Origin of the sequence: Paraburkholderia sp. BR10923 (genome assembly GCF_040948765.1) — a bacterium.
Taxonomy (GTDB): domain Bacteria; phylum Pseudomonadota; class Gammaproteobacteria; order Burkholderiales; family Burkholderiaceae; genus Paraburkholderia; species Paraburkholderia youngii.
In genome coordinates this window covers 157,503-179,289 of record NZ_JBFPKO010000008.1, presented here as the reverse complement: position 1 = coordinate 179,289, position 21,787 = coordinate 157,503, and the positions used below count along the sequence as shown (strand labels likewise).

Below are 21,787 nucleotides of genomic sequence, written 5' to 3'. Positions count from 1 at the left end.
GGGCGCGCGGTCTGCGCGATTCGTGCACGACGATCGACTGGCAAGGAGAAAAGCCAACATGAGTGACACTGCTTTGAAGGCGGCTACGGGGGCAACCCCGCAGCCCGCGTCCACCACGCGCGCTGACGTGTTGCGCCGCTTCGGCGCGCACCTGGTGCCGTGGCTCGCGCCCATCGCGATCCTGCTCGCGTGGGAAATCGCCGCGCGCAGCGGTGCGCTGTCGACACGCGTGCTGCCCGAGCCGCTCGCAGTCGTGAAGGCGGCCTGGTCGCTGATCCAGTCCGGCGAAATGTGGGCGGACGTGAGGGTCAGCACGTGGCGCGCGGTGTCGGGCTTCGCAATCGGCGGCGGAATCGGTCTCGTGCTCGGACTGGCGACGGGTTTGTTCAAGCCCGCGGAAATCGTGCTCGATTCGACCGTGCAGATGATCCGCAACATCCCCGCGCTCGCGATGATTCCGCTCGTGATCCTGTGGTTCGGCATCGAGGAACAAGCGAAGGTGTTCCTCGTGGCGCTCGGCGTGTTCTTTCCGGTCTATGTGAACACGTTCCACGGCATCCGTTCGGTCGATGCGAACCTGATCGAGATGGCGCGCAGTTATGGCGTCAAAGGTTTCGCGCTGTACCGCCACGTAATCCTGCCGGGCGCGCTGCCGTCGATTCTGGTCGGCGTGCGCTTCGCGTTCGGCCTGATGTGGGTCACGCTGATCGTCGCCGAGACGATTTCCGCGCAATCGGGCATCGGCTACATGACGATGAATGCGCGCGAATTCCTGCAAACCGATGTGGTGGTGGTCGGCATTCTGCTGTACGCGGCGCTCGGCAAGCTCGCGGACATGCTCGCGAAGAGCCTCGAGCGCGTGTCGCTGCGCTGGCATCCGGCCTATCAGCGAGGAGCAAAAGCATGAGCGCAACGACACTAGCGACGACCTTCGGCGGCATCGCGGGCAGCGACCTCGAGACCGAGCTCGCGCAGCCGCGGCTCGCGGATCACGACGCGAACGAGGCCGGGGAGATCGAGCGGGACGGGGCGGCCGGCTTGCAACCCGCCATTGCACTGGCCCGTAGCGACGCGCGCTCCGCAAGCGACTACGCGGTGCAATTGCGCGGCGTCGGCAAACGCTATGGCGAGCGCGAGGTGCTGTCGGGCTTCGATCTGTCGATCGAGCGCGGCAGCTTCGTCGCGATCGTCGGCCGCAGCGGCTGCGGCAAGTCGACGTTGCTGCGACTCGTCGCTGGTCTCGAAGAAGCCAGCTGGGGCGTGCTCGAAAAACGCGCCGGCAATGGCGGTCCGCTCGACACCCGCATCATGTTTCAGGATGCACGTCTTCTGCCGTGGAAAAGCGTGCTGCAGAACGTGATGCTCGGCCTCGGCCGCGGCCGGGGTGCGCGCGACGATGCGCGCGCGGTGCTCGCCGAAGTCGGCCTGCTCGAACGCGCGAACGACTGGCCCGCGCAACTCTCGGGCGGTCAGCGGCAGCGCGTCGCGCTAGCGCGCGCCCTCGTGCATCGTCCGCAATTGCTGCTGCTCGACGAGCCGCTCGGCGCGCTCGATGCGTTGACGCGCATCGAAATGCACACGCTGATCGAACGGCTGTGGCGCGAGCATCGCTTCACCGCGCTGCTCGTCACGCACGACGTGCACGAAGCCGTCGCGCTCGGCGACCGGATTTTGCTGATCGAGGAGGGCCGCATCGCGCTCGATCAGCCGGTCGCGCTTGCGCGGCCGCGGGCGCGGGCGTCGGCTGGCTTCGCCGCGCTCGAAGATCACGTGTTGCAACGCGTACTCAAAAACGCGCCGAACGACGACACGCTCGCGCATCGCGCGTACGAGCCCTATGACCCGTATGGCTTGCCGGAACCGGGCCGTCTGACGCGGCCGACCGAAGTGCGATGGGCCGTCTGAGCTTTCCAGCAAATCGATCCCATCTGATCCATTCCGTTATCAACCGCTTCTGTGGAGTTATCTGAAATGAGCATTTCCGCCATCAACGTGCGCAATCAATTCAAAGGCAAGGTCAAGGAAATCATTCGCGGCTCGGTGGTGTCCGAAGTCGACGTGGAGACGCCGTTCGGCATCGTCACGTCGGTGATCACGACGCGCTCGGTCGACGAACTCGAACTGAAAGTCGGCTCGGAGGTGGTTGCGCTCGTGAAGTCGACCGAGGTGTCGATTGCGCGGCTTTGACGAGGCTTTGACGACGTTGCGCTAGCGCGAGCGGCGTGCGCAGCGGCTACTTCGCGTTTGCGCCGCTTGCTGGCGGCTCGTGCGACATGTGGTCGTTGGTCGGCTTCGTCGGTCGCTTGATCGGCATGTTGTCCGGGTTGCTCGAACCTCCGGCGCCCGATGCCGCCTCGGGCGGTTTGGCCATCGGCGCATGGCTGTCCGGCGGTGCGCTGGACCCCGTCTGCGCGACGGCGTTCGCGCCGCTCGCGAGCAGCGCCGCCAGCGCTGCAGCAGTGGCCGTAAGGGTGGCCCAATTGACTCGCTTCATGTCGTTCTCCTTCGATGTCGCGCGTCGGCTGTAGACCCGCGGCTGTATGCACCATTCACTAGTAGCAGACTGTGTTCCGGGGCCGCTGCGGGCGCGCACGCCTGCATCCGCCGATGAAACTTGCTACGATGAATTGACCATTCCGACGGAGACGGCCATGTCGAAGTCCTTGAGTCCCGAAGCGGTCGAAGCGTTGCGGCGTCTGAACGACGTCGGCGTCGGACAGACGGCGCCCGAAGTCGCCCAGTCCGTCGCGGCGGAGTTGCTGGCATGCGACCTCGTCGCCGAAGCGGGCAGCGGTGGGGTCGAAATCAACTGCAACGGCCGGCAGTATCTTTCCGGCGACTGCAATTGATCCGCTGATCGGCGGCCGGCCGCGCGGCCGGGATGAAGAGCGAGGCGGCGCGTCGCGGGTGAGTCGCGCGCGTTCGTTTGCCCGCGATCAGCGAAACCACGGAGACGAACATGGAGCCGAAGGGCGTCGACATGGGCGACTATCAGGCGCGTTATGGCGACTATGACATCGAGGTGGCGGTCGAACAGGTGCTGACCGGCGTCAAGGCGCATTTCCGGGTGCTGCGCGACGATTCGACGGTGGTCGACTGGCAGCTCGTGCATATCGATAGCTTGTGGTCCACCGAGCATGCGGCCGCCCAGACGGCTTTCAGTGCGGCGCGCGAGTTGATCGATGCGGGGCTGGCCAGCTAATGGCGGATAGTCGCGACGGAACGGTGCCGGGCGCACTACAGCCGGCGTAAACGCAACTGGGCGCCGGCATCGATACTGCATGCGCGGCGCCCAGTTTGATCGCTGCCTGCAGAGGCAGCGGATCCGACGGTACTGCTACTGCTGGCGGCTTAGTGACCGAAGTACACCGATTGCGGGCCCGACTTGGACTCGCTGCGCGAGCCCGATTGGGTCGACACGCTATTCACGCCACCGTACGCATTCGATTGCGCGTTGGCGCGTTCAGCAGCGACGGTCTCGGCGTTCTGGCCTTGTTGTGAAGCCGGCGCGCCAACCGACGGACGATAGTACGGCGCCGGACCATAGCCGCTTGCGAAAGCGGGAGCGGCGATCGAGGCGGAAGCGGCAACCAGCAGGGCGGCGATAAACTTGGTCTTCATGGTAGGACTCCGATAACGTTTCGACTGCATTTCAGGAAGATGTTGCAGGAGCCAGTGAACCAGGTGTCTGCAACGTCGATGGAAGGCAGTGTATACCCCTACTATCGAGAATTTGTGCCGATAATCTGAAATTACTATTCCCGATGAGGAAACAATCGTTCAGACGTAAGCGCGGCAAGCCAGAGCGGTGATCCGGCCCTGCTGGCCAAGCGGTTTTTGAGAATAGGAAGGAGGCGGGAAGGGGTGATGCGGGCCGGAAGACCGCGCATTCTTCATGGAAAACGCAGAAGGCCGCCAGCAAAACGAAAACGGCGTTGTGATTGCTCACAACGCCGTTTGCTTGAATTCTTTGGGGTGGCTGATGGGACTCGAACCCACGACGACAGGAATCACAATCCTGGACTCTACCAACTGAGCTACAGCCACCACTAACATCCGCTTGACTTGCTTTAAAAACCTGTCTCGCCGACGAAGAAACGAGATTATAGGGACTAGATCTGGCTTTGCCTAGTCCTTTATTCAAAAATTTCGAGGGGCTCGCGCAGATGCTGTCTCGCTTCGTCGAAGATGGTCAGATCGCGGGCCGCAAGCCGCTTGCTGTCGGACAAAACTCGACGCCAACCGCGCGCGCCAGCTTCGCCGCGATACAGCCCGAGCGCATGGCGTGTGATCGCGCCGAGATAGGTGCCGCGCGCCATTTCGGTCGCGCAATACTCGATCAGTTTCGCTTCGACCTGATCGCGCGTCAGCGGCGCCTGCGTCGCCCCATAGAAGCGCGCGTCGACATCGGCGAGCACGTACGGGTTGTGATACGCCTCGCGCCCGAGCATCACGCCGTCGACGTGCTGAAGATGCGTGTCGACTTCGTCGAGCGTCTTGATGCCGCCATTGATGATGATCTCCAACTGCGGAAAATCGCGCTTCAGCTGATACGCGTAGTCGTACTTGAGCGGCGGAATCTCGCGGTTTTCCTTCGGGCTCAAGCCCTTCAGGATCGCGTTGCGCGCATGAACGATGAACACGTCGCAGCCGGCTTGCGCGATCGTGCCGACGAAATCGCGGACGAAGCCGTATTCCTCGACCGTATCGACGCCGATGCGGTGTTTGACCGTGACCGGCACCGATACGACGTCGCGCATCGCCTTCACGCAATCGGCGACGAGTTGCGGCTCGTTCATCAGGCATGCGCCGAACGCGCCGCGTTGCACGCGCTCGGACGGGCAGCCGCAATTCAGGTTGATTTCGTCATAGCCCCATTGCTCGCCGAGCTTTGCCGAACGCGCGAGATCGTCGGGCTCGCTGCCGCCGAGTTGCAGCGCGACCGGCGCTTCGTCGGGCGTGAACGCGAGATGGCGCGGCACGTCGCCGTGCAGCAGCGCACCGGTCGTCACCATTTCCGTGTAAAGCCACGTATGGCGCGAAATCATTCGATGCAGCGAGCGGCAATGACGATCCGTCCAGTCCATCATCGGGGCGACGGACACGCGGCGGGGGCTGGGAGTGCGGGGTAAAGACATGGAACGGCCGAGCGGGCTTGAATCAAAACGATAATTTTACCGCAAGGCCAGAAAGCGCCGGGCGCGCTGAGGCCGTGTCACTGTCGCGACGGAGGCGGGCACCGGTTCGTCGATGCATCAAGGCCTCAATACCTGAATGCCTCAGTGTCCATGTCCCCCCATCCCGCCACCACCGGTCCAGGCGCTGCCGCCGCCGTGCATGCCGCCGAATCCGCCGCCGTGCCATCCGCCGGCCCCGCCATGCCATCCGCCGTGCCCGCCGTGCCAACCACCGCCATGCCATCCGCCGCGACCGTGCCAATAGCCATGGCCGTAATAGCAGCACGGCCCGCCAAAGCCGCCGTAGAAACCAATCGAGCCGTACACCGGCCCGTAGTAAGGCGGTCCGTACGCGTAGGGATAATAGGGTTGCGCATAGCCGTAGTCCGCTGGCGGCGCGACGGCGCATCCAGTGATGCTCGCTGCCACGGCCGCTAGCAGCGTCATCGATGCAATGAGCCTGGTCACGATTTTCTCCTTCACATAAACCTCAGAGAAACCGCGCGCAACGGAGTTCGGCCGCGTTTGTGTCCGAGCGTTACCGGCGTCGGCGCGGCGCTGTGCGCTCGAGGCTTCGACTGTGCGAGCCGTTGCCGCGACGCTCGACCTTTCCGCCGATCTTCTCGCGTCTTACCGAGCGGCGCTGCGGTAACACTTCGTTAACCATTCGAAACGTTACTCAAGGGCATCGCTGCAAATTTCCGTCGGACGATTCGTCTTTTGAGTCGCAAGCGATGCGACGCAGACGATCCGCTGCGGATCGACGTCGAGATGCTGAACAAAGCGGGCGCGGCGCAGTGGAGTGCTCTCGGCGCGGACTATCTGTCACCGCGCCTACGATCAGTTGATGGCCCACTAACGGCGCGTTCTTCCCCCGGGCATGAGGCTCGAGATCGAATACGAGGAACTGGTCGACGATTTCGAACCGAACGTGCGTCGCATGCTCGCGCATCGCGGACTCGAGTGGGACGAACGTTGCCTCCTCCCATTTCGCGAGACGACGCGGCCTGTGAGTGCCGCGAGTTCTGCGCAGGTGCGCCGGCCGTTGTATCGCACGTCGATGCGGCGATGGCAGCCGCGACGCGAATTGCTCGAACAGCTATGGGAAGGCTTCGGTCCCGAGCTGGCGGCGGCGGGCGCTCAATGCGCGATCACCGACACATGATGCAGCCACGGGTACACGCCGGCAATGAACGCCGCGTAGATCGCCGCCATCGTCACGCCGGCGGCCGTGCCCCACACGTCTCGCGAGGCCGCGCCCTGGCGGAAATGCACGGGTAGTCCGACCACGACGTAGCCGATCACGAAGAACAGGATGACCGCATGCACCGGCGACAGATCGTGACCGATGAAGTCGAGCAACGCGGACAGATTGAATTGCGACATGGACATACAGGCAGTCACGAAGGCGGGGGGATCGCACGGCGCCGGAACACAAGAAACAGTGGAGTGAACGACGACTGAACCACTTCACTATCGACGTTCCACAGCGCGACGACCTAAGCCGATTAAAGGCCATGCAATCGCGATCCGCAAGGAAAAAACCTGTCTGAATTCGGACTGCCCGACATTGCTTGCGGCCTGCCTGCGCCGCGACTTTCGGCGGGCTTGGCAACGCTTTCACGGAGACGGTCTCAACGCTCGTTGGGCTTCGGTTTGCGAAAGGGATCGAGCAGCGGTTTCAAACCGTTGTGATCGATCTCGTGCATCAACGCGAGCAGCCGGCCGATCTCGCCGGGCGGAAAGCCCTGGCTCGCGAACCAGTTCAAATAGTGGCCGGGCAGGTCGGCGATCACGCGGCCTTTATATTTCCCGTAGGGCATCACGCGCGTGACCAGCAATTCGAGGTGTTCGTGATTCATGGCAACGAAGTCATGATGAAGCGCGCCTCATGAGCGCAAAGCGTGTACTACGCAAATCGCCAGGCGGCGCGCAGCAACGCATGGCCCCGCATTCTAGCCTTGCTGCAGGTAATGCGCCGGCGTGGTAACGTCTGCGCTTTCCGTTCATCTCTTCAACAGGACAAGTTAGATGGAATACCGCAGACTCGGCGACTCCGACGTGCAGGTCAGCCTGATTGGTCTCGGCACGATGACGTGGGGCGAGCAGAACACCGAGCAGGAAGCGCACGCGCAGATCGACTACGCGCTCGATCACGGCGTGAACCTGATCGACACCGCCGAAATGTATCCGGTGCCGCCGCGCGCCGAAACGCAAGGTTCGACGGAGCGCTACATCGGCACGTGGCTCGCGCAGCACAAGAGCGCGCGTGAGAAGATCGTGCTCGCCACCAAGATCGCGGGTCCCGCGCGTCAGCCGCACAATCCGCGTCATATTCGCGGCGAAGGCAACCAGTTCGACCGCAAGAACCTGACCGAGGCGCTCAACGACAGCCTCAAACGTCTGCAAACGGACTACGTCGATCTGTATCAGCTGCATTGGCCCGATCGCAGCACGATGACCTTCGGCCGTCCGTCATATCCGTGGGTCGACGACGCGTACACGGTGCCGATCGAGGAAACGCTGACTGTGCTCGCCGAATTCGTGAAGGCTGGCAAGGTGCGCCATGTCGGCGTGTCGAACGAAACGCCGTGGGGTGTCGCGCAGTTTCTGCGCGCGGCCGAAAAGCTCGGCTTGCCACGCATCGTCAGCATCCAGAATCCGTACAGCCTGTTGAACCGCACGTACGAAGCGGGTCTGTCCGAGTACGCGCATCGCGACAACATCGGTCTGCTCGCGTACTCGCCGCTCGCGTTCGGCTGGCTGTCGGGCAAGTACGAAGGCGGCGCGCGTCCGGCCGGCGCACGCATCACGCTGTTCGAGCGCTTTGCGCGCTACAGCAAGCCGCAAGCCGTGCAGGCGACCACCCGTTATGTCGAGCTCGCGAAGCGCCACGGCATGTCGCCCGCGCAATTCGCGCTCGCGTTCGTCAATAGCCGGCCGTTCGTGACCAGCAATCTGATCGGCGCGACGTCGCTCGAGCAGTTGAAGGAAAACATCGCGAGCGCGGACGTCAAGCTGTCGCCGGAAGTGCTTGCGGAAATCGACAAGCTGCACGAGCTGCAGCCGAATCCGGCGCCTTGATGTCGGTGTCGAGGTAAGCGCGACGCGCTTGCCGCGGTCGCCCCGGTAGAATGCCGGGGCGGCCGCGGCAGGCACCGCGAATCGATCGGCGCGAGCCGAACTCAAGTCGCGGCCTTTGCCGCATCCACTTCCTCGCGCTTCGCCGCAAGCGGCGAATTCTCGCCGAGATCCCAGAACAGTCCCGCCATCATCTGCAGGCCCTCACGCACCACCGGGCCTAGAAGGTGCTCGTTCGGCGCATGCTGCGAGCAGGCCGGATAAGAATGCGGCACCCAGATCGTCGGCAGGCCGAGCGTGTCGGCGAATACCTCGTTCGGCAGCGTGCCGCCGAGATTCGGCAGCAGCGCGGTCTTCTTGCCGGTGGTCGCTTCGAGCGACGCTAGCGCCCATGTGACCCACGGATCGTCGGGATCGAGCCGTGTGGCCGGTGCGCCGCGTTCGACGTCGATTTCGACCAGCTGAAAGCCGTGCGCATCGAGATGCGCGCGCAGATGCTTGCCGAGATTTTCCCAATCCGTGCCGACCACGAAACGCAACTGGCAGACCGCGAACGCCGACGGCGGAATCGCGTTGACCGGGTTCTCCGGATTGCCCGCCTTGAAGGCCAGCACTTCGAAGCTGTTCCAGCCGAACACGCGCTCGGGCGCCGAAAGCCCCGGCTCGCCCCAGTTGTCGTCGACGGTGGGGTCGCCAGGACCGTCGCCCACCGTGATGTCGGCAAGCGCGCGGCGCACGGCCTCCGGGATCGGCGGCGGACGCAGGCCGTCGACTGCGATCACGCCGCGCGCATCGACGAGACTCGCGAGCGCGTTGGCGAGCACCGTCGCCGGATTGCGCAACAGGCCGCCCCAGTTGCCCGAGTGATGCGCGCCGTCGCGCAGGTTCAGCGACAGCTTGAAATTGACCGCGCCGCGCGAGCCGAGAAACACGGTCGGACGACGCGCGGCGAGACGCGGGCCGTCGGAGGCGATCAGCACGTCGGCGGCGAGTTCGTCGCGGTGCGCGCGGCAGATCGCATCGAGCCCCGGCGAGCCGGTTTCCTCGCCCATTTCGATCAGCAGCTTCGTGTTGAAGCCGAGTTTGCCGTCGCGCGCGGCGAGCGTGCACGCGAGCGCGGCGAGGTTGATCGAGTGCTGGCCTTTGTTGTCGGCGGTGCCGCGACCGAACCAGCGCTCGCCTTCGATGGTCACCGCCCACGGCGTCAGCGGCGCGCGCCACTGGCTGTCGTAGCCGCGCACGACGTCGCCGTGGCCGTAGATCAGCACGGTCGGCAGATGATCGCCTTCGTGACGGTTCGCGATCAGGAACGGACCGAAACCGTCGACCGGGTTATCGACGATGCGCGTGCTGAAGCCGAGGCGCTCCGCTGCGGGCTGGATTTCGTTGGTCAGATAAGACCGCAGCAGCGCGCCGCGATCGCTTTCCTGGCTTTCGGTGCGAATACCGACGCGGCGGTTCAGGTCGGCGAGAAAAGCGCCGGATTCGAAGTGCCGGGTGGCAAGCTCGATGGCCTGGTGGCGGCTCATGTCGGTGTCTCCAATGCGGGGGATGGGCGAGGCGGGCAGAGGGCCGCGGCCCGATGGCGGGGTCTTCGGGCGATTTGTCCGCGATCTCATTGCGATCGATTCTAGAAGCGCGTCATTTTTGTCACAATGATCATGTTTCGAAGCTTGCATTGCCGCAAAGGCAAAGCGTCATCGCACCGTTGCAACCGATTCGATCGAGGCGTCCCGGATGGCACGTTCACTGCATGGCATCGCGTTGCGTTATTTCGTCGAAGTCGCGCGCAGCGGCTCGCTGAGCGACGCGTCCGAACGGCTGCATGTCGCGGTATCGGCGCTCAGCCGGCAGATCGCGCGGCTCGAGAGCGAACTCGGCGTCACGCTATTCGAGCGGCGTCCGCGCGGCATGGCGCTGTCCGAGGCGGGCGAGCGGCTGCTCGCGTATGCACAACGCAGCCTGCTCGAAGCCGAGCACGTGATGAAGGAGCTCAGCGGTCTCGCTAGCCTGCACGGCAGCCGGATCAAGATCGCGACCGCCGAGGGCTTCGCGGTCGACTTCCTGCCCGCCGCGATCGCGGATTTCCGCGCCGAGCATCCCGGCATCGATTTCACGTTGACCGTGATGTCGCCGGCCGACGCGACCCGGCATGTGCGCGACGGTGACGTCGACATCGCGTTGTCGTTCAGCCTCGCGCCGGAGAAGGGCGTCAAGGTCGAGCACACCGAGCGCGCGCCGGTGTTCGTGCTGGTGCGTGTCGATCATCCGCTCGCGGCGCGCGCGAAGCTGTCGCTCGCCGAGGTGAGCCGTTATCCGCTGGTGTTGTCGGAGACCGGCACCACGCTTCGCCAGTTGATCGACATCACCTGTGCGCTCGAAGGCATCCTGCTCGAGCCGGACCTTATCTGCAACAACAGCGGCGCGAGTTATCGCTATGCGCAGAAGTCCGGCGCGATCATGTTCACGGGGCTGCTGTCGGTGCGCGACCGCTATGCGGCCGACGGCTTCGTCGTGATTCCGCTGACCGACCCGCAGATGCGCCAGCGCAGTATCCAGGTGCAGACGATGGCGGGGCGCGAGTTGCCGCCGTCGGTGCGGGCGTTTCGCGACCATCTGATCGCACGGATCGCGGATCCGAAGCCGGCCGGGGCTCAGGCCTCGAAGGCGGACCGAGGGCGCGGCAAGCGCACGCCGCGTCGCCCGCGAGCCGATGCATGAAATGCGACACATGCCACGCACTAAGCGGCAAATGTTCTCCCGGAATCCAAATCACGACCTAAACTGTGGTGGACGGCAAGGACGGCCCTGAGAAAACGACCCTGATGGTGCGCGCCACGATCAGGGGAAACGGCAGAACAATGGCAGTCGAAGCGCGGACCGGCCGCGCAACCCGCGATGCTGCGATGCACACAAGCGGCAATAGATGCACCCAAAAAGAAACGCGGCGCGTCGTCCCGATGGCGCGTTGCCCACAACAGAGCGATAGGACCAACACATCCATGGCGCAACAGAAAACCAATCCGAAACTCGAGCAGGCGCTCACGCGCGGTGATCTCGCGATCCGCCAGGCAAATTCGGCGAGAGCGACCGCGCTGTTGCGTGCGCTCGCCAAGATGATCGTCGATGCGTCGGCGACCATCGGTGTGGAAGCCTTCACATTGATTCACGACGGCGACAAGATTTACGATCCCGCCGATGGTCTGTGGCCGCAGGCGCTGCTGATCTCGCTCGACGGTCCGGTCGAGGATGCCGATCCCGACGAATTGCGTACGGTGCGGCTGATCGCGGACGATCCGGCCACCGTGTTCCGGGTCGAATGGCAGCGCGCCGATGGCAAGATCGGGCGTCACGAGGGCGGCCCGTTCGCGACGGTCGCGTTCATCTCCGACGTCGACATTCCGTGGACCGACGACGAGGACTGAGCGCGCAACGATAGCAAACGCTCATAGCGACCACCGGCGCGTTCGGCTTACTTCATCATGCGGCGCCGAAACAGGATCGCCGACACGATAAAGCCGCCGACTGCATAAGCGGCCAGTACGCTCACATGCAGCGCCGCGTGCTCCATCGGCCGGCCGAGCATCGCCGGGCGCATCAGATCGACCGCATTGGCGAGCGGCAGCGCGGCGGTCACCGCTTGAGCGGGGCCGGGCAGCTGCGAGATCGGAAAGAACACGCCGGAGAGCAGCAGCATCGGCGTGAGCACGAGCGTCTGATAGAACATGAAAAAGTCGTACGACGGCGCGAGCGCCGTCACGATCATCGCGAGGCTCGCGAACGCGAGACCGGCCAGCACGATGACCGGCAGCGCGAGCAGCATCGACGGAAAACTCGCATAGCCGAGCGCGCCCGCCACCAGCATGATCGCCACACCCGACAACACCGATTTGCTGGCGGCCCACACTACCTCGCCGAGCACGATATCGCCGAGCGTGAGCGGCGTATGCATGATCGCCTCCCACGTTCGCTGCACGTGCATGCGCGAAAAGCCCGAATACATCGACTCGAAGCTCGCCGACATCATCACGCTCGACGCCACAGTGCCCGCCGCGAGGAACGAGATATACGACACGCCGTCGACGTGCCCGACCATCAGCCCGAGCCCCAAGCCGAGACCGAACAGATAGATCATCGGATCGGCGAGGTTGCCGAACATCGACGCAATCGCGAGCTTCTTCCACACCAGATAGTTGCGGCGCCATACCGCGATCCAGTTCGTGGCATTGGCGGGGAAGGCGCCGAACGGCTCTTGTGCCGATGGCGTGCCGTCGTGGGTTTCGTAGGTGCGTGCGTCCATCAAGTGTCTCGCTGCGGGTTCAGTCCTGCATTTCGCGGCCGGTGAGCCGCAGAAACACATCTTCGAGATTCGCCGGCCGATGCAGATAGCGCAAATCCGCGCGCTGCTTCAGGCGCATATGCACGGGCTGCGCGTCGTTCACGTAACAGAACAGGGTCTCGCCGCTGATCTCGGTGCGCTCGGCGAGCGGTGCGAGTTCGTCGCGCAATGCAAACGGATCGGGACCATAGATCTCGATCACGTCGCAGCCGATCTCGGACTCGATTAGCTCGCGCGGCGCGCCTTCTGCGATCTTGCGTCCTTCCTCGATCACGCACAGTCGATGACAGAGCCGTTCGGCTTCTTCCATGAAGTGCGTGGTCAGCAGGATGGTCTTGCCGCGCGCGAGCAGCGATCTCAGTCGCTCCCAGATCAGATGGCGCGCTTGCGGGTCGAGACCGGTGGTCGGTTCGTCCATGATCAGCACGTCGGGATCGTTGATCAGCGCGCGCGCCAGCGTGAGGCGCCGCTTCATGCCGCCCGACAGTTCGCTCACGCGTGCGTCCGCCTTGTTCTCGAGGCGGGCGAATTCGAGCAGACCCGGCACCGCCGCGCGACACTGCGCGGCGCTCAGACCGAAGTAGCGGCCGAACACGAGCAGATTTTCACGCACGGTGAAATCGGGATCGAGGTTGTCGAACTGCGGCACCACGCCCACGCGCGAGCGCGCGAGGCGCGCGCGGCCAGGGATCGGTTCGCCGCACAGGCGGATCGCGCCGGCGTCGGGCGCCGCGATGCCGAGCAGCATGCGCAGCGTCGTGGTCTTGCCGGCGCCGTTGGGGCCAAGCAGCCCGAAGCATTCGCCGGTGTTCACATGAAACGACAATCCGTCGACGACTGTTTTTTCGCCATAGTTTTTCCTGACCTGATGGAATTCGATGGGGGCTGCGGGCATGACTCGAGCGAGGCTCCGGAAGAAGACATAACGTACGCGCAAGACACACAACATACCTGCGACGCACGCATTGCGCACAGGCCGCTTATTCTAGGGTATCGGCCACTGACGCGAGCGGGTGTCCGGGAACGCGTAATGCATGGGGATGCGATGCGTTCGCATACGAACTTTTGCGGTGCCGCAAACGTGTGCGAACACTGCTCCAGGTGGCCCAACGCTTGTGCAGACGGCTTCAGCACGCACCGACTATGCACTTAGCGTTTTCCATCCCTTGCAAGCCGAATTGCGGCGCACCATGATTGATTCAGACCGCGCTTTCCGCGCGAATGGGAGAAGACAGATGGCGAGCTACCAGAAAATCCTGTTGTGCTACGACGGCTCGCGCGAAGGCCGCAAAGCCCTGCGTTGCGGCGCCGATCTGGCGTTGGACCTGAAGGCGGAAACGCATCTGCTGTCGGTAGTAGACATGCGTTCCAGCATCGCGCAAAGCGCGGGCTTATTGACCGATGTGGCCTGCGGAAGCTTCGAAAAAACGGCCCGCGAAATTCTGCAGGAGGGCGTGAACTGGCTGACCGAGCGAGGCGTGAACGCGCAGGGGCATTTCGCATTCGGTCATCCGATCGACGAGATCGCCAATCTTGCCAACGAGTTGCACGTCGACCTCGTGGTGGTGGGACATCGCTGCCGGACCGGTTTGTCGAGGTGGTGGATGGGGGCGGGCAACACGCCGCTGCTCGACCGCGTGTCGTGCAGCATTCTGGTGGCGTGCTCGTCCGCGCAGGAGCAGCAGCAGGCGGCCGCGGCGTAATACGAACAAACCTGACACGCGGCTGGCTCCAATGGCCAGCCCGCGCATCTCTTCAGTTCACGGCTTGAACCTCACTCGTTCAGATTGATCGCCGCGAGCTTCCACGTGACCAGCCCTTCGCGACGGAAGATAGCCGAATAGTTCGCGTTGCCTTCGCCGCGCCGGTACGTGACCACAAACTCGTTGAGACTCCGATAGCCGGCCGTGCTTTGGCGCCCGGGCGGCGGCGCGCTTGCGTGCGTGGTGGTGTCGCCCGCGGCCGATGCGGCCGGCGCTTCTCCGCCCGCGGCTGGCGGTGCTGACGGTTGCTCGCCCGGTGTGCCGCGCGGCGGCATGCCGTTCAGCAGTGCCGCGACGCCGTCGGGTGTCGCATAGGCATCGACGAGCGGGCCGATCAGTGTCACGCCGATCACCGCGCCGATCGTGGCCATCTTGTTCCCGGCATCCGCTTCGAGCCGGTGCGTCAGCATGGCGCCCACCTGCTGCTTCAGGCTATCGCGCAGCGCGGGGAAGTCGACGTACTGATTGACGGTTTGCACGTCACGCGCGTCTGCCGCGCGTTTGAGATTGTTCACCGCGAGATACGGTGACGCGTAAATAAAGCCCAGCGCGGCAATCACGATCACCACGATCAGCGTGATCAGCAGCGGCCGGGTGGCGCTGCCCTGTGTTCGTTTCGGAATTGTCATCGAATGGGACTCCACGTCAGTGATGATCTAACGTCGACCACGGCGAGGTCGAAACGATCCCATCCCACGCGAATCTCTGAACATCCGAAGTGCTTATTGCATGCGTGCTCAGAATTCGCTCAGGCTTCGAACACCGCGCCGTGCACGTTGGCTTCGTCGGCTATGCAACGATCGATCATACGGCATACGGCGTCGACGGTGCCGACCATGATCAGTCGCGACGGTCCATGATAGACCCGCACCGGAGCGCGGCGCGCGGGCTCCGCGACATTCAGCGCCGAATTCAGCGATACGCGCGCAAACGCCGGCAACGACGACGGCAGACCGCAAGCTTCGGCAGGCACGTCGAACAGCGACGGCGTGCGCGCCGCGGGCGCGTCGATCGGCGCGCAAGGCGTGAGCTTGCGCAGATGGCGCAGACGGCCGAACTGGCGAAAAGGCAGCAGGCGGGCAAGGCGTTCCATGAGTCTCTCCAGACGATGCGGCTTGAATGCGCGGCGTAATGCGGGCGTTAATGCGGGCGTTAATGCGGCTTGGTTCGGACAAACCGGCGCGAGCGTTCCGGCAACAAAGATCAGAACTCGCTGGGGCGAATCAGCCCGACCGCGATCCCTTCGAGCGCGAAATCCGCGCTGCCGGTTTCCACGAAGATGTTGTCGTAGTCGGGGTTTTCGGCGATCAGTTCGATGCCGTTCGGCCGGCGCTTCAGACGCTTGACCGTCACGTCGTCGCCAAGCCGCGCAATGATGATCTGGCCGTCTTTCGCTTCGCTGCGCTTTTGCACCGCGAGCAGGTCGCCGTCGAGAATGCCGGCGTCGCGCATCGACAGGCCGCGCACCTTCAGCAGGTAGTCGGGCTTGCTCGAGAACAGTGCCGGGTCGCACGCGTAGTGCTGCGAGATATGTTCCTGCGCGAGGATCGGGCTACCCGCCGCGACCCGGCCGATCAGCGGCAGTGACAACTGCATCAGGCCCGCATGCGGCAGCGTGAACTGGTGCGGCGCATCCTCCTGCCCGGACAGCAGGCGGATGCCGCGCGACGCGCCGGCCGCGAGTTCGATCACGCCCTTGCGCGCCAGCGCGCGCAGATGCTCTTCCGCGGAATTGGCCGAGCTGAAACCGAGTTCGGCGGCAATTTCCGCGCGAGTGGGCGGAAAGCCGGTGCGTTCGATCGCGCGGCGGATCAGATCGAAAACCTGCTGCTGTCGTGCGGTGAGTTTGGTCATGGCCACTGTATGTATGAACAGGTGACTGTATTTTTATACAGTATTCGGCGCATTTCAAGCTTTACTTTAAGTTCGACGCAAGGGGCGCGCTGGGGCGTCGTTTATCGGCGACATGGCGACGATTTCGGCGTCTGAACAGCCGGCGCCTCTGCCGTTACCACTTTTGGGCATTAAAAAATGAAGAAACATTATTTTTAATGATGAAAGCCCTTCGATAGACTGGCTTCCGGGTTAGCGCTCATGTGCACATGACCGCGACGCAAAACAACACCAGACGCTTATCAGCGGACCATCACGCGGAGAGAAACTGAAATGAACCATCGGCATACGGGGCTCGCGGCTCGAACCAGAAAACTGATCACGGCGCTTGTCGTCGGCGCGGCGGGTACGCTCGGCATGGTGGGCGCAAGCGGCGTCGCGAACGCCGACACCACGCTGCTGAACGTGTCCTACGATCCGACGCGCGAGCTGTATCAGGACATCAATCAGGCATTCGGCAAAGAATGGAAGGCCAAGACCGGCGAAGCCGTCACCTTCAAGCAGTCGCACGGCGGCTCGGGCGCGCAGGCTCGCTCGGTGCTCGACGGTCTGCAGGCCGACGTCGTGACGCTCGCGCTCGCTTACGACATCGACGCCATCGCGAACAAGGGGCTCGTCGACAAGAACTGGCAGAAGCGTCTGCCGGACAACGCCTCGCCGTACACGTCGACGATCGTGTTTCTGGTGCGCAAGGGCAACCCGAAGCACATCAAGGATTGGGACGATCTGGTGAAGCCGGGCGTGTCGATCGTGACGCCGAATCCGAAGACCTCCGGCGGCGCGCGCTGGAACTACCTGGCCGCGTGGGCGTACGCCGAGCATCAGCCGGGCGGCAACGACCAGAAGGCCAAGGAGTTCGTCGGCAAGCTGTACAAGAACGCCGGCGTGCTCGATTCGGGCGCGCGCGGCGCGACCACCAGCTTCGTGCAGCGCGGTATCGGCGATGTGCTGATCGCGTGGGAAAACGAGGCGTTTCTGTCGGTGAAGGAGTTCGGTCCGGACAAGTTCGAGATCGTGGTGCCGACGGTGAGCATCCTGGCCGAGCCGCCGGTCGCGGTGGTCGACAAGGTCGTCGACAAACACGGCACGCGCAAGCTGGCCGACGCGTATCTGAACTTTCTGTATAGCGAGGAAGGGCAGGAGATCGCCGCGCGCAATTTCTATCGTCCGCGTTCGAACAAGGTGCCGGCCGACCTGACCGCGAAGTTTCCGAAGCTGAAGCTGTACACGATCGACGATTCGTTCGGCGGCTGGACCAACGCGCAGAAGACCCATTTCGCGGACGGCGGCGTATTCGATTCGATTTATCAGCCGCAGTAACAAGCATCGCCTGAAGCACGGGCACAGGCAACAAGGGCGCGCCCAATGGGCGCGCTTTCGGCTAACCGGGACCCGCTGGCCAGCAGGGCGGTAGTACCGCAACACCGCAACACCGCAACACGAACAACCGCGCGAGCATCAACCATGAACGAGTATCCAGCATGACCACGTTGACCTTCCGCAAGCCGAGCGCATTGCCCGGCTTTGGCCTGACACTCGGCATCACGGTGGCTTATTTGAGCCTCGTGGTGCTGATTCCATTGGCGGCGACCTTTCTGAAAACCGCGACGCTCGACTGGGACCAGTTCGTGCGTGCGGTGGCGTCGCCGCGCGTGCTCGCGTCGTATCGGCTGACGTTCTTCTCGGCGCTCGGCGGCGCGCTGATCAACGCGGTGTTCGGCTTTCTCGTCGCGTGGGTGCTGGTGCGCTACACGTTTCCGTTCAAGCGCATCGTCGATGCGGTCGTCGATCTGCCGTTCGCGCTGCCCACCTCGGTCGCGGGCATTTCGCTCGCGGCCGTGTATGCGGGTAACGGCTGGATCGGCCAGTTCCTCGCGCCGCTCGGCATCAAGATCGCGTTCACGCCGGTCGGTGTGCTAGTCGCGCTGACGTTCATCGGCCTGCCGTTCGTCGTGCGCACGGTGCAGCCGGTGCTCGAGGAGTTCGAGCGCGAGCAGGAAGAGGCGGCCGCGTGCCTCGGCGCGTCGCGCTGGCTCACGTTTCGCCGCGTCGTGCTGCCGGCCGTGTTCCCGGCGCTCTTGACCGGCTTCGCGCTCGCCTTCGCGCGCGCGCTCGGCGAATACGGCTCGGTGATCTTCATCGCCGGCAATGTGCCGATGAAGTCGGAGATCACGTCGCTCCTGATCATCACGAAGCTCGAGCAATACGACTATGCGGGCGCGACCGCGCTCGCGGTCGTGATGCTGGTCGTGTCGTTCCTGATGCTGCTGCTGATCAATACGCTGCAGTGGTGGCTGCAGCGGCGCACGAGCCGCGGCAATGCGGGGCCGGCGCCAGTGGCCACGAGCGTCGCGGCAATCGGTGGAGGTGTGCAATGAGCCGTCTTCCGACCAACCCGGCGAGCGGTGCGCGTCGCCCCGATCCGGTCAGCGAACCGCCCGTGGTGCGCTGGCTGCTGATCGGCGTCGCACTGCTGTTTCTCGCGCTGTTTCTGGTCGTGCCGCTCGCCGCGGTGTTCTATCAGGCGCTGAATAAGGGGCTGCGTTTTTACTTCGAAGCGCTCGCCGATCCGGATGCGCTGTCGGCGATCAAGCTCACGTTGCTCACCGCGTCGATCGCTGTGCCGCTGAACCTCGTGTTCGGCCTCGCGGCGTCGTGGTGTATCGCGAAGTTCGACTTCCGCGGCAAGGCACTGCTGACCACGCTGATCGATCTGCCGTTTTCGGTGTCGCCGGTGATCTCCGGTCTGATCTACGTGCTGATGTTCGGCGCGCAGGGCTGGTTCGGCCCGTGGCTCGAAGATCACAACGTGCAGATCATCTTCGCGGTGCCGGGCATCGTGCTCGCGACGATCTTCGTCACGTTCCCGTTCGTCGCGCGCGAACTGATTCCGCTGATGCAGGCGCAGGGCAACGACGAGGAAGAAGCCGCGCACGTGCTCGGCGCATCGGGCTGGCAGACGTTCCGTCGTGTGACGCTGCCGAACGTCAAGTGGGGCCTGCTGTACGGCGTGATTCTGTGCAATGCGCGCGCGATGGGCGAGTTCGGTGCGGTGTCGGTGGTGTCCGGCCATATTCGCGGGCAGACCGACACGATGCCGCTGCACGTCGAAATCCTCTACAACGAGTACAACTTCTCGGCCGCGTTCGCCGTGGCCTCGCTGCTCGCGCTGCTGGCACTGGTCACACTGGGGCTCAAGCTGCTGGCCGAGCGTCATATGTCGGCGGAACTGTCGGCGGCGCGTGAGGTGCCCGCGCATGCGGGACCGGCGCCGGCCGATGCGTCACAGGCCAATAGCGCGCAGTCCGCTTCTCATTCGTTTTTCGTCAACGCCACGCCTGCGTCGCAGCGACATCCGCTCAAGCAAGGAGAGCTGTAAATGGGTATCACCGTTCGTAACCTGCAAAAGCGCTTCGGCGATTTCGTCGCGCTCGACAACGTGTCGCTCGACTTTCCGCCGGGCGAACTCGTCGCGCTGCTCGGGCCGTCGGGTTGCGGCAAGACGACCCTGCTGCGCGTGATCGCCGGCCTCGAATACGCGGACGGCGGCCAGGTCGAGCTGCAAGGTCAGGACGTCGCGGCGGTCGGCGCGCGCGAGCGCGAGGTGGGCTTCGTGTTCCAGCATTACGCGCTGTTCCGTCATATGACGGTGTTCGAGAACGTCGCGTTCGGCCTGCGTGTGAAGCCGCGCAAGGAACGTCCGTCGGAGAAGGTGATTCGCGAGAAGGTGCATGAACTGCTGAAGCTCGTGCAACTCGATTGGCTCGCGCAACGCTATCCGTCGGAGCTGTCCGGTGGTCAGCGGCAACGCATCGCGCTTGCGCGCGCGTTGGCCGTCGAGCCGAAGGTGCTGCTGCTCGACGAGCCGTTCGGCGCGCTCGACGCGAAGGTGCGCAAGGAACTGCGCAGCTGGCTGCGCCGCCTGCACGACGATCTGCATATCTCGACGATCTTCGTCACGCACGATCAGGAAGAGGCGCTCGAAGTGGCCGATCGCATCGTCGTGCTCAATCGCGGCCATGTCGAGCAGGTGGGCAGCCCGCAGGACGTGTACGACCATCCGCAGACGCCGTTCGTCTACGAGTTTCTCGGCGCGGCGAACCGTCTGCACGGCAACGTCGATGCGCAAGGCTTCGTCGTCGATGGCGCCGCGCTGCCGGTCGCGATCACGGCGGGTTTCAGCGGTCCGGCGTTCGCCTATGTGCGGCCGCATGACCTGCAGCTGTATCGGCAGGCGGCCGGGCATCGCGACGGCATCGTCGTCGACGTGCGGCGCGTGGTGACGCTCGGCGGCTCGGTGCGCGTCGAGCTCGCCGGTCGCGCGGGCAATCTGCTCGAAGCCGAACTCGATCGCGAAACGTGGCGTGATCTGCAACTCGCGGTCGGCGACGGCGTGACCGCGGTGCCGCGCGCGCTGCGGGTGTTTCCGGCGCAGTGAGATGGCAGCGCCGCCGTGCGGCGCTCGAAGCAGGAGAAAAACGTATCGGCCGTACTGAGTGGTTCCATTTGGCATTTGGCGGCTCTAATAACTCAACTCTGGCAGAACCGGAGACATATCGATGAATTTCCAGCAATTGCGTTTCGTGCGCGAGGCCGTGCGGCAGAACATGAATCTGACCGAAGTGGCGAACGTGCTGTACACGTCGCAGTCGGGCGTGTCCAAGCAGATCAAGGATCTCGAGGACGAACTCGGCGTCGACATTTTCATTCGCCGCGGCAAGCGGCTGACGGGCCTCACCGAACCGGGCAAGGCCGTGCATCAGCTGATCGAGCGGATGCTGCTCGATGCGGAGAATCTGCGCCGCGTCGCGCGTCAGTACGCGGATCAGGACAGCGGCCACCTCGTCGTCGCGACCACCCACACGCAGGCCCGCTACGCGCTGCCGAAGGTGGTTCGACAGTTCACGTCGGTGTTCCCGAAAGTGCATCTGGCGCTGCGTCAGGGCAGCCCGCAGCAGATCGCGCAGATGATCATCAACGGCGAGGCCGATATCGGCATCTCGACCGAGGCGCTCGACCGCTTTCCCGACATCGTCACGTTCCCGTGCTATTCGTGGCATCACGTGGTGGTGGTGCCGAAGGATCATCCGCTGGTCGGCCGTGAAAACCTGACGCTCGACGAGATCGCCGAATTCCCGATCGTCACGTACGACCAGGACTTCACGGGCCGCTCGCATATCGACCAGGCATTCGCGAAAGCAGGCGCATTGCCCGACGTCGTGCTGACCGCGATCGACGCCGACGTGATCAAGACCTACGTCGAGCTCGGCATGGGCATCGGCGTGGTCGCGGCGATGGCCTACGACCCGAAGCGCGACACCGAACTCGTCGCGCTCGATACGCAGCATCTGTTCGAGGCGAGCACGACGCGCGTCGGCTTGCGCAAGGGCGCGTTCCTGCGTGCGTACGCGTATCGGCTGATCGAGATGTTCGCACCGCAGCTGAGCGAGACCGATATCGCGGCGCAGTTGCGCGAGGCCGCTTAGGCCTCGCGCTTTCACGCATGGCGGCGCGCGGCGCATCGCTTACAATCG

27 protein-coding genes and 1 tRNA gene are annotated in these 21,787 nt (G+C 64.1%); 15 read left to right on the top strand and 13 right to left on the bottom strand.

What is annotated here, in order from left to right; translation table 11 throughout:
* The first annotated feature begins 58 nt into the window (after positions 1–58).
* The 3 genes from ssuC (at position 59) to AB3X94_RS17270 (ending at position 2,187) form a co-directional block, all read left to right on the top strand.
* Complete coding sequence (gene ssuC / locus AB3X94_RS17280; protein ID WP_368612159.1) at positions 59–907, top strand: aliphatic sulfonate ABC transporter permease SsuC; 849 nt, start codon at positions 59–61, stop codon at positions 905–907.
* The gene (locus AB3X94_RS17275; RefSeq protein WP_368612158.1) at positions 904–1,905 is read left to right on the top strand and encodes an ATP-binding cassette domain-containing protein; all 1,002 of its coding nucleotides are present in this window, start codon (positions 904–906) and stop codon (positions 1,903–1,905) included. The genes ssuC and AB3X94_RS17275 overlap by 4 nt, the downstream gene beginning before the upstream one ends.
* Before the next feature lie 66 nt (positions 1,906–1,971).
* The gene (locus AB3X94_RS17270) at positions 1,972–2,187 is read left to right on the top strand and encodes a molybdopterin-binding protein (protein ID WP_008922916.1); all 216 of its coding nucleotides are present in this window, start codon (positions 1,972–1,974) and stop codon (positions 2,185–2,187) included.
* A gap of 46 nt (positions 2,188–2,233) precedes the next feature.
* On the opposite strand, the gene AB3X94_RS17265 is transcribed toward AB3X94_RS17270, so the two are convergent.
* Positions 2,234–2,494 (bottom strand): hypothetical protein, encoded by a 261-nt coding sequence (locus AB3X94_RS17265; protein WP_368612157.1) that lies wholly within the window; start codon positions 2,492–2,494, stop codon positions 2,234–2,236.
* A gap of 157 nt (positions 2,495–2,651) precedes the next feature.
* On the opposite strand from AB3X94_RS17265, the gene AB3X94_RS17260 reads away from it, so the two are divergent.
* Together AB3X94_RS17260 and AB3X94_RS17255 are read left to right on the top strand one after the other, a co-directional pair.
* Positions 2,652–2,849 carry a hypothetical protein gene (locus AB3X94_RS17260; protein WP_013089281.1) on the top strand — a complete coding sequence of 66 codons (198 nt, stop codon included), beginning with the start codon at positions 2,652–2,654 and terminating at the stop codon, positions 2,847–2,849.
* A 110-nt stretch (positions 2,850–2,959) separates the two neighbouring features.
* A complete protein-coding gene (locus AB3X94_RS17255; protein ID WP_176108708.1) occupies positions 2,960–3,202 on the top strand; it encodes a DUF6566 family protein in 243 nt (80 codons plus the stop codon).
* 149 nt (positions 3,203–3,351) lie between these two features.
* Here the strand turns inward: AB3X94_RS17255 and AB3X94_RS17250 are convergent, their stop codons facing one another.
* From AB3X94_RS17250 to AB3X94_RS17235, 4 genes are all read right to left on the bottom strand, one after another.
* Positions 3,352–3,621: a hypothetical protein gene (locus AB3X94_RS17250; protein ID WP_176108707.1), complete on the bottom strand. Its 270-nt coding sequence runs from the start codon at positions 3,619–3,621 to the stop codon at positions 3,352–3,354.
* Positions 3,622–3,971: 350 nt separating this feature from the next.
* Positions 3,972–4,047 (bottom strand) — tRNA-His (locus AB3X94_RS17245).
* Between the two features lie 89 nt (positions 4,048–4,136).
* Positions 4,137–5,138 (bottom strand): tRNA dihydrouridine(20/20a) synthase DusA, encoded by a 1,002-nt coding sequence (gene dusA, locus AB3X94_RS17240; protein WP_368589025.1) that lies wholly within the window; start codon positions 5,136–5,138, stop codon positions 4,137–4,139.
* A gap of 141 nt (positions 5,139–5,279) precedes the next feature.
* Positions 5,280–5,645 carry a hypothetical protein gene (locus tag AB3X94_RS17235; protein ID WP_176377903.1) on the bottom strand — a complete coding sequence of 122 codons (366 nt, stop codon included), beginning with the start codon at positions 5,643–5,645 and terminating at the stop codon, positions 5,280–5,282.
* 412 nt (positions 5,646–6,057) lie between these two features.
* Between AB3X94_RS17235 and AB3X94_RS17230 the strand changes: the two genes are divergently transcribed.
* A complete protein-coding gene (locus AB3X94_RS17230; protein WP_368612156.1) occupies positions 6,058–6,342 on the top strand; it encodes a hypothetical protein in 285 nt (94 codons plus the stop codon).
* Here AB3X94_RS17230 and AB3X94_RS17225 read toward each other — a convergent pair.
* On the bottom strand, positions 6,318–6,563 hold the full coding sequence (locus AB3X94_RS17225) for a hypothetical protein (RefSeq protein ID WP_176110588.1): 246 nt from the start codon (positions 6,561–6,563) through the stop codon (positions 6,318–6,320). The genes AB3X94_RS17230 and AB3X94_RS17225 overlap by 25 nt on opposite strands.
* 248 nt (positions 6,564–6,811) lie before the next feature.
* Positions 6,812–7,039: a DUF3820 family protein gene (locus AB3X94_RS17220; protein ID WP_368612155.1), complete on the bottom strand. Its 228-nt coding sequence runs from the start codon at positions 7,037–7,039 to the stop codon at positions 6,812–6,814.
* A 169-nt stretch (positions 7,040–7,208) separates the two neighbouring features.
* Between AB3X94_RS17220 and AB3X94_RS17215 the strand changes: the two genes are divergently transcribed.
* Complete coding sequence (locus AB3X94_RS17215) at positions 7,209–8,261, top strand: NADP(H)-dependent aldo-keto reductase (protein WP_368589021.1); 1,053 nt, start codon at positions 7,209–7,211, stop codon at positions 8,259–8,261.
* A 101-nt stretch (positions 8,262–8,362) separates the two neighbouring features.
* Here AB3X94_RS17215 and AB3X94_RS17210 read toward each other — a convergent pair whose 3' ends face one another.
* Positions 8,363–9,787 carry a M20 family metallopeptidase gene (locus AB3X94_RS17210; protein ID WP_368612154.1) on the bottom strand — a complete coding sequence of 475 codons (1,425 nt, stop codon included), beginning with the start codon at positions 9,785–9,787 and terminating at the stop codon, positions 8,363–8,365.
* Positions 9,788–9,995: 208 nt separating this feature from the next.
* Between AB3X94_RS17210 and AB3X94_RS17205 the strand changes: the two genes are divergently transcribed.
* Together AB3X94_RS17205 and AB3X94_RS17200 are read left to right on the top strand one after the other, a co-directional pair.
* Positions 9,996–10,979 carry a LysR family transcriptional regulator gene (locus tag AB3X94_RS17205; protein ID WP_176108700.1) on the top strand — a complete coding sequence of 328 codons (984 nt, stop codon included), beginning with the start codon at positions 9,996–9,998 and terminating at the stop codon, positions 10,977–10,979.
* 281 nt (positions 10,980–11,260) lie between these two features.
* On the top strand, positions 11,261–11,683 hold the full coding sequence (locus AB3X94_RS17200; protein ID WP_013089291.1) for a hypothetical protein: 423 nt from the start codon (positions 11,261–11,263) through the stop codon (positions 11,681–11,683).
* A 47-nt stretch (positions 11,684–11,730) separates the two neighbouring features.
* Here the strand turns inward: AB3X94_RS17200 and AB3X94_RS17195 are convergent, their stop codons facing one another.
* Both AB3X94_RS17195 and nodI read right to left on the bottom strand, forming a co-directional pair.
* On the bottom strand, positions 11,731–12,558 hold the full coding sequence (locus AB3X94_RS17195) for an ABC transporter permease (protein WP_368612153.1): 828 nt from the start codon (positions 12,556–12,558) through the stop codon (positions 11,731–11,733).
* Between the two features lie 19 nt (positions 12,559–12,577).
* Positions 12,578–13,492: a nodulation factor ABC transporter ATP-binding protein NodI gene (nodI, locus tag AB3X94_RS17190; protein ID WP_176108698.1), complete on the bottom strand. Its 915-nt coding sequence runs from the start codon at positions 13,490–13,492 to the stop codon at positions 12,578–12,580.
* Positions 13,493–13,832: 340 nt separating this feature from the next.
* Here nodI and AB3X94_RS17185 point away from each other — a divergent pair, with 340 nt between their 5' ends.
* Positions 13,833–14,300: a universal stress protein gene (locus tag AB3X94_RS17185; protein WP_013089294.1), complete on the top strand. Its 468-nt coding sequence runs from the start codon at positions 13,833–13,835 to the stop codon at positions 14,298–14,300.
* A gap of 71 nt (positions 14,301–14,371) precedes the next feature.
* On the opposite strand, the gene AB3X94_RS17180 is transcribed toward AB3X94_RS17185, so the two are convergent.
* The 3 genes from AB3X94_RS17180 to lexA form a co-directional block, all read right to left on the bottom strand.
* Positions 14,372–14,989, bottom strand: a complete 618-nt coding sequence (locus tag AB3X94_RS17180; RefSeq protein WP_176108697.1) for a DUF2939 domain-containing protein — start codon at positions 14,987–14,989, stop codon at positions 14,372–14,374.
* Between the two features lie 119 nt (positions 14,990–15,108).
* Positions 15,109–15,453, bottom strand: a complete 345-nt coding sequence (locus tag AB3X94_RS17175) for a hypothetical protein (protein WP_368612152.1) — start codon at positions 15,451–15,453, stop codon at positions 15,109–15,111.
* A 110-nt stretch (positions 15,454–15,563) separates the two neighbouring features.
* Entirely contained in the window at positions 15,564–16,214 is a 651-nt protein-coding gene (lexA, locus tag AB3X94_RS17170; protein WP_008922406.1) for a transcriptional repressor LexA, read from the bottom strand.
* A gap of 312 nt (positions 16,215–16,526) precedes the next feature.
* Here lexA and AB3X94_RS17165 point away from each other — a divergent pair, with 312 nt between their 5' ends.
* From AB3X94_RS17165 to AB3X94_RS17145, 5 genes are all read left to right on the top strand, one after another.
* Complete coding sequence (locus tag AB3X94_RS17165) at positions 16,527–17,573, top strand: sulfate ABC transporter substrate-binding protein (RefSeq protein WP_368612151.1); 1,047 nt, start codon at positions 16,527–16,529, stop codon at positions 17,571–17,573.
* A gap of 161 nt (positions 17,574–17,734) precedes the next feature.
* The gene (gene cysT, locus AB3X94_RS17160; protein ID WP_176119925.1) at positions 17,735–18,631 is read left to right on the top strand and encodes a sulfate ABC transporter permease subunit CysT; all 897 of its coding nucleotides are present in this window, start codon (positions 17,735–17,737) and stop codon (positions 18,629–18,631) included.
* Positions 18,628–19,632 carry a sulfate ABC transporter permease subunit CysW gene (cysW, locus tag AB3X94_RS17155; protein WP_176108693.1) on the top strand — a complete coding sequence of 335 codons (1,005 nt, stop codon included), beginning with the start codon at positions 18,628–18,630 and terminating at the stop codon, positions 19,630–19,632. Before cysT ends, cysW begins: the two co-directional genes overlap by 4 nt.
* The gene (locus AB3X94_RS17150; protein ID WP_368612150.1) at positions 19,633–20,691 is read left to right on the top strand and encodes a sulfate/molybdate ABC transporter ATP-binding protein; all 1,059 of its coding nucleotides are present in this window, start codon (positions 19,633–19,635) and stop codon (positions 20,689–20,691) included.
* A 121-nt stretch (positions 20,692–20,812) separates the two neighbouring features.
* Positions 20,813–21,739 carry a CysB family HTH-type transcriptional regulator gene (locus tag AB3X94_RS17145; protein WP_013089301.1) on the top strand — a complete coding sequence of 309 codons (927 nt, stop codon included), beginning with the start codon at positions 20,813–20,815 and terminating at the stop codon, positions 21,737–21,739.
* The last annotated feature ends 48 nt before the right edge of the window (positions 21,740–21,787 follow it).